Consider the following 4,593-nt stretch of genomic DNA (forward strand, 5'->3'; position numbering starts at 1 on the left):
GTTGACAACAATTGTTGTCAACCCCCCCGTCCCCGCGACACTTAAAATGAGACCCCGCTCAAGGGGTCTCATTTCCATAGAAGATGATCAATTGATAAATTTACGCGTTGGAAATATGGATTCCAAATCATTTAAAGGTACATGAACCATATTTTCCTGGCCTATCACCGCCAGGATCACCATTTCCTCACCGGTGTATTCCTCACTGTATACTCCCAATACGCATACTGTCATAATGACCCCGTTAAGATATACAGTAAACATATCACCCTTATTCACTATTATCACCCCACAGTAAACCATCCACCATGACCTGACAAAGTCTGGAGCGGAATTCCAAGGGGTGCCCATCAAAAATGGCCAGATCAGCTCGTTTACCAGCAGTGATCGAACCCAAGCGATCAGCAACCCCGATAATAGAAGCGGCATTAATGGTAACGGCCTCAAGTGCCTGCTGTTCACCCAGACCTTCCCGGGCAGCCAGGGCCGCGCAAACCCTCAGCTGTTCAATGGGCACCACCGGGTGGTCGGTCACCAGGCAGAAGGGTATACTCAGTTCAGCCAGTCTGGCAGCATTTTTGAAGGAAACCTCTTTCAACTCCACCTTGGCCCGGTTGACCAGAAGCGGTCCCAAACAAACCGGCACCTGGCGCTGCTTCAGTTCTTCAGCTACCATAAAGGCTTCGGTACCATGCTGCAGAATCAAATTAAAATCGAACTCATCTTTTATGCGCAACGCGGTCAGAATATCATCGGCACGATGCACATGCAATAGCAGTGGCTGTTGTTTTCTCAATACCCGCATCAGCGGTTCCCATTTGAAGCGTTCTGCTGCGGACATATCATTGTCTTGTAGGGCTTGAGAAGCTGTATTTAAAGCTTCGCGCAGCAGACTGGCGCTGGCCATCCTGGTAACCGGTGATTTCTTGCGTTCACCATAGACCCGTTTGGGGTTTTCCCCCAGGGCGGCTTTGACTCCCCATGGATTTTTATCGATCATCTGCATAGCCCCCGGTGCATAATGCTTGAGCAGAACCGCCTGACCGCCGATTATATTGGCGCTGCCAGGCATACACAATGATCTGGTAACGCCGCCCCTCAAGGCATCGCTAAAACCCAGATCGAACAGATTAATCCCATCGGCCGCCATTAACTGCGGTGTCACCGGTTCGTTGACCTCATTTACATCGTCGCCTTCGATGCGGTATATCTCTTCTTCCAGACCCAAATGGGTATGGGCATCTATTAAACCCGGAACAATATAGTGCCCGCTGACATCTATGATCCTGCACCCAGAAGGAATCTCCACCTTATCGCCCACACTGTGAATAATGGGACCATCTACCAAAATCGCGCCGGAACGGAACTCCTTCCCGTCCATGGTTAAAATGGTGCCGCCTGTAAACGCTATCATGAATAATCTCCTTTCCCTACACCATATCATATGTGTTCAAAGCCCGCCCGGTTCGCTTAAATGATTAGCCATTATCTGCCTGCCCGCAATTATGAGGGATGTTGACCAAGAGGCTGACGGAACAGCCTGCTTTAATTACTCTAACTGCAGCCGGGATGAGGCAATGAAGGCCTCAAACAATGCCTTTGAAGCAAAATCCCCCAAATCCTCGGGGTGCCACTGCACTCCCAGCGCAAATCCGCTTTCAAATTCAATAGCCTCAATAGTACCATCGGGGCTCAGAGCAGTGACGGCAAAGCCCGGAGCAAGCCGCTTTGCAGCCTGGTGATGAAAGCTGTTGACCCGCATCCTGGAAGCCTGGTAAATGCGGCCCAGCCTGCTTTGCTTTTCAATAAATATATCATGAAAAAGGTGGTTGCGCGGGGCATTTTGTTGGTGGCTCATTCCGGTCTGCAGATCCTGACAAAGGGTTCCTCCGGCGGCTACATTTAAAACCTGTATGCCGCGGCATATGCCCAAAACAGGTCGGCCGGAGGCTAAGGCCATCCTGGTCAAAGCAATTTCAAAATAGTCCCTGACTGGGCTAATGTGCCCCAGAGCTGGTGAAGGCAGCTCGCCCCAGTAGCTGGGATCCAGATCTCCGCCGCCGGACAGCAATAACCCCTGGCAAATATTGAGAGAACCGCTAACCAGGCTCATTTCCTGCATTGGCGGCAGCACCACCGGAATACCGCCCGCCTGCACCACCGCATCGAGATACTGCCTGCGCAGGGTTAACTGACCATTTTCCGCAAAAACGTCACAGGTAATGCCGATCACTGGTTTCATTTCATATCCTCCCGCAATCTTTTTAAGATCGGTGATCCATTTTTACAAGATATGCACCAGTATAGACAAAAGAAACAGGTCTTTTGCCAAGACCTGTCGGGATGCTTTCGCTATGCAATTATTTTTCAACCGGAGTATGTATTAGATCTCGCTTAAACCAATGCTCACACTCAAGGCCTGATTGACCTTCGCCATAGTATCCTCGTTTAGAACTGAAATCCGCTGCTTCAAACGGGTTTTATCAATGGTCCTGATCTGTTCCGCTAAAATCACCGAATCCCTTTCTAAACCGAAATCTTCTCCTTTGAGTTCAACATGGGTGGGAAGCTTGGCTTTATTAATCTGCGAGGTAATAGCCAGGATTATAGTGGTGGGACTGTACTGATTTCCTATATCGTTCTGTACCACCAGAACAGGCCTGATACCACCTTGCTCCGAGCCTACTACCGGGTTAAGCTGAGCGTAATAGATTTCGCCCCTTTTAATCATGGAAGCCTCACTCCAATAATTTTTCTATGCAGTTCACCAAGGCCTCTTCTTCTCCTATATTTTCACACGCAATGCTCAAATTTATCGCTGCCATTTCCAGGTAACCTTTTTTCATCTGTTCAAGAATCAAGAGGCGCCTGCGTTCTCCCAGATAAAAACGAATCGCCTCGCGAACTATTTCGCTGCGATTTTTGCTCTCAGTCACAGTTACAGAGTCCATTTCGAAAAGCAATGCTTCTGGTACTGTGATAATGATCCTTTTTGAGGCTGGCAAAACAAAACACCTCCGGCGAAAGTCTGTCCCGATATTCATATTATATGGTCAGGCTTGTTCTCTCGCAAATCCAATATTACACATTTAAGGTTAGTAGGTTCGCGGCACCCGTGAGGTGATAGTGGTTACGATCTCGTAGTTTATGGTGCCGATCATTTCGGCCAGGTCATCGGCAGTGATCCCGTCTTCGGGCTTGCCGAACAGAATGACCTCATCCCCCACTTTGACATTAGCCCCTCCGGGCAGAGCGAACATGCATTGATCCATGCAAACGGTACCGATCAAAGGGGTTTTAATGCCCTTGACCATCGCGTACGCACGGTTGGACAGGAGGCGGTTATATCCATCGGCATAGCCTATCGGCACGGTAGCCACCTCGGTGTCCTCGCTGCAGAGAAAGGTGCGCCCGTAACTCACTGACTCTCCGCAAGACAGGGTCTTTACGAAACTGACCCGGCTTTTCAGCGTCATGGCAGGAATGATATCCAGATCCAGGGCTTTCATGGACGGGGATGGATATAAACCGTAGAGCATGATGCCAGCCCGCACCATATCGAAATGAGCCTCGGGATAGCTTACTATAGCGGCGCTGTTGGCACAGTGTTTGATGGCAATCTTTAGTTGGCGGTTTTCCAATTCCCGGTTAAAATCCTGAAAACGCCGGATCTGCTGCAGGGTATAAGCCCGGTCGGGACAATCCGATTCTGCAAAATGGGTCATGAGGCCCTCCGCTCTAAGTCCGGGCCAGGCAGAGATCTCCAATACCTCCGCGATTCCGGAGGCATTGGCAGGGAAACCCAAGCGCCCCATTCCGGTGTCGATTTTAAAATGGATTAAGGCGTCTTTTCCCATCTGCTGTGCGGCTCGCGACAGCTCCCGGGCATAATCTTTTTCGTATACCACAGTCCGGATATTATGCTCAATCACCTGCTCAGCGAATTCACCGGGTACATAGCCCAGAACCAATAAGGGCAGTTTTATTCCGGCCTCAACCAGCGGAATGGCCTCATCCAGGGTTGCCACCCCCAAAAAATCAACGCCCCGGGCGACGCATACCGCAGCTGTCTCCAGAACGCCATGACCGTAAGCATTGGCTTTGACAACTGCCATCAGCCGGGTGGGGGGCTTGAGGTAACTCCGTATTGTAGTTATATTGTGTTCAAGAGCGGAGAGGTCAATCTCCGCCCAGGTCGGTCTTCTATTATCCATGTTTGCTTACCAGAACCTTCAGAATATCATTGCGGGTGATTATTCCCACCAGCTTGTGATTGCGCACCACCGGAACGCGGTTAATCTTCTTCTCCTGCATGAGCTTAACCACTTCGGAAACCGGGGTATCCTCCTCCACTGTCACTACTTTACTGGTCATGGCGTCTTTGATCTTGGTGGCGGTATACTTCTTGACCTCATTATTAAATCTTATGGGGTTCTCCAGAAAGATAATACTGTCAAATAGGGTGACATAATAAGGAACCCGGAGTTCTTTGGCTCTGATCATTAAGTCCTTTTCGGTGATTATGCCTACTACATGGTCATTCTCATCCACTACGGGAATGCCGCTGATTTTATTTTCCAGCATGAGGTGAGT

At 49.7% G+C, this 4,593-nt stretch carries 7 protein-coding genes; all 7 read right to left on the bottom strand.

Annotated elements, in window-relative coordinates:
- Window positions 1-87 precede the first annotated feature (87 nt).
- Window positions 88-279: a hypothetical protein gene (locus B3W37_RS13505; protein WP_481037679.1), complete on the bottom strand. Its 192-nt coding sequence runs from the start codon at window positions 277-279 to the stop codon at window positions 88-90.
- On the bottom strand, window positions 272-1,414 hold the full coding sequence (locus tag B3W37_RS13510; protein ID WP_483176132.1) for an amidohydrolase: 1,143 nt from the start codon (window positions 1,412-1,414) through the stop codon (window positions 272-274). The genes B3W37_RS13505 and B3W37_RS13510 overlap by 8 nt, the downstream gene beginning before the upstream one ends.
- A 135-nt stretch (window positions 1,415-1,549) precedes the next feature.
- Complete coding sequence (locus B3W37_RS13515) at window positions 1,550-2,242, bottom strand: gamma-glutamyl-gamma-aminobutyrate hydrolase family protein (protein ID WP_483176133.1); 693 nt, start codon at window positions 2,240-2,242, stop codon at window positions 1,550-1,552.
- Window positions 2,243-2,383: 141 nt separating this feature from the next.
- On the bottom strand, window positions 2,384-2,731 hold the full coding sequence (locus B3W37_RS13520; protein WP_481037676.1) for a type II toxin-antitoxin system PemK/MazF family toxin: 348 nt from the start codon (window positions 2,729-2,731) through the stop codon (window positions 2,384-2,386).
- A 7-nt stretch (window positions 2,732-2,738) separates the two neighbouring features.
- Window positions 2,739-2,936, bottom strand: a complete 198-nt coding sequence (locus tag B3W37_RS13525; protein WP_483176134.1) for a CopG family transcriptional regulator — start codon at window positions 2,934-2,936, stop codon at window positions 2,739-2,741.
- Between the two features lie 159 nt (window positions 2,937-3,095).
- Window positions 3,096-4,214, bottom strand: a complete 1,119-nt coding sequence (gene alr / locus B3W37_RS13530; protein ID WP_483171249.1) for an alanine racemase — start codon at window positions 4,212-4,214, stop codon at window positions 3,096-3,098.
- Window positions 4,207-4,593 (bottom strand): CBS domain-containing protein (locus B3W37_RS13535; protein ID WP_483176135.1); only part of this gene is annotated, 387 nt, incomplete at its 5' end. The genes alr and B3W37_RS13535, both read right to left, overlap by 8 nt.

Source organism: Syntrophomonas sp. UBA5494, assembly GCF_002426325.1.

Coding starts and splice junctions, on each gene's coding strand:
- B3W37_RS13510 (WP_483176132.1), bottom strand. CDS start 1,414: ATGATAGCGTTTACAGGCGGCACCATTTTAACCATGGACGGGAAGGAG.
- B3W37_RS13515 (WP_483176133.1), bottom strand. CDS start 2,242: ATGAAACCAGTGATCGGCATTACCTGTGACGTTTTTGCGGAAAATGGT.
- B3W37_RS13520 (WP_481037676.1), bottom strand. CDS start 2,731: ATGATTAAAAGGGGCGAAATCTATTACGCTCAGCTTAACCCGGTAGTA.
- alr (WP_483171249.1), bottom strand. CDS start 4,214: ATGGATAATAGAAGACCGACCTGGGCGGAGATTGACCTCTCCGCTCTT.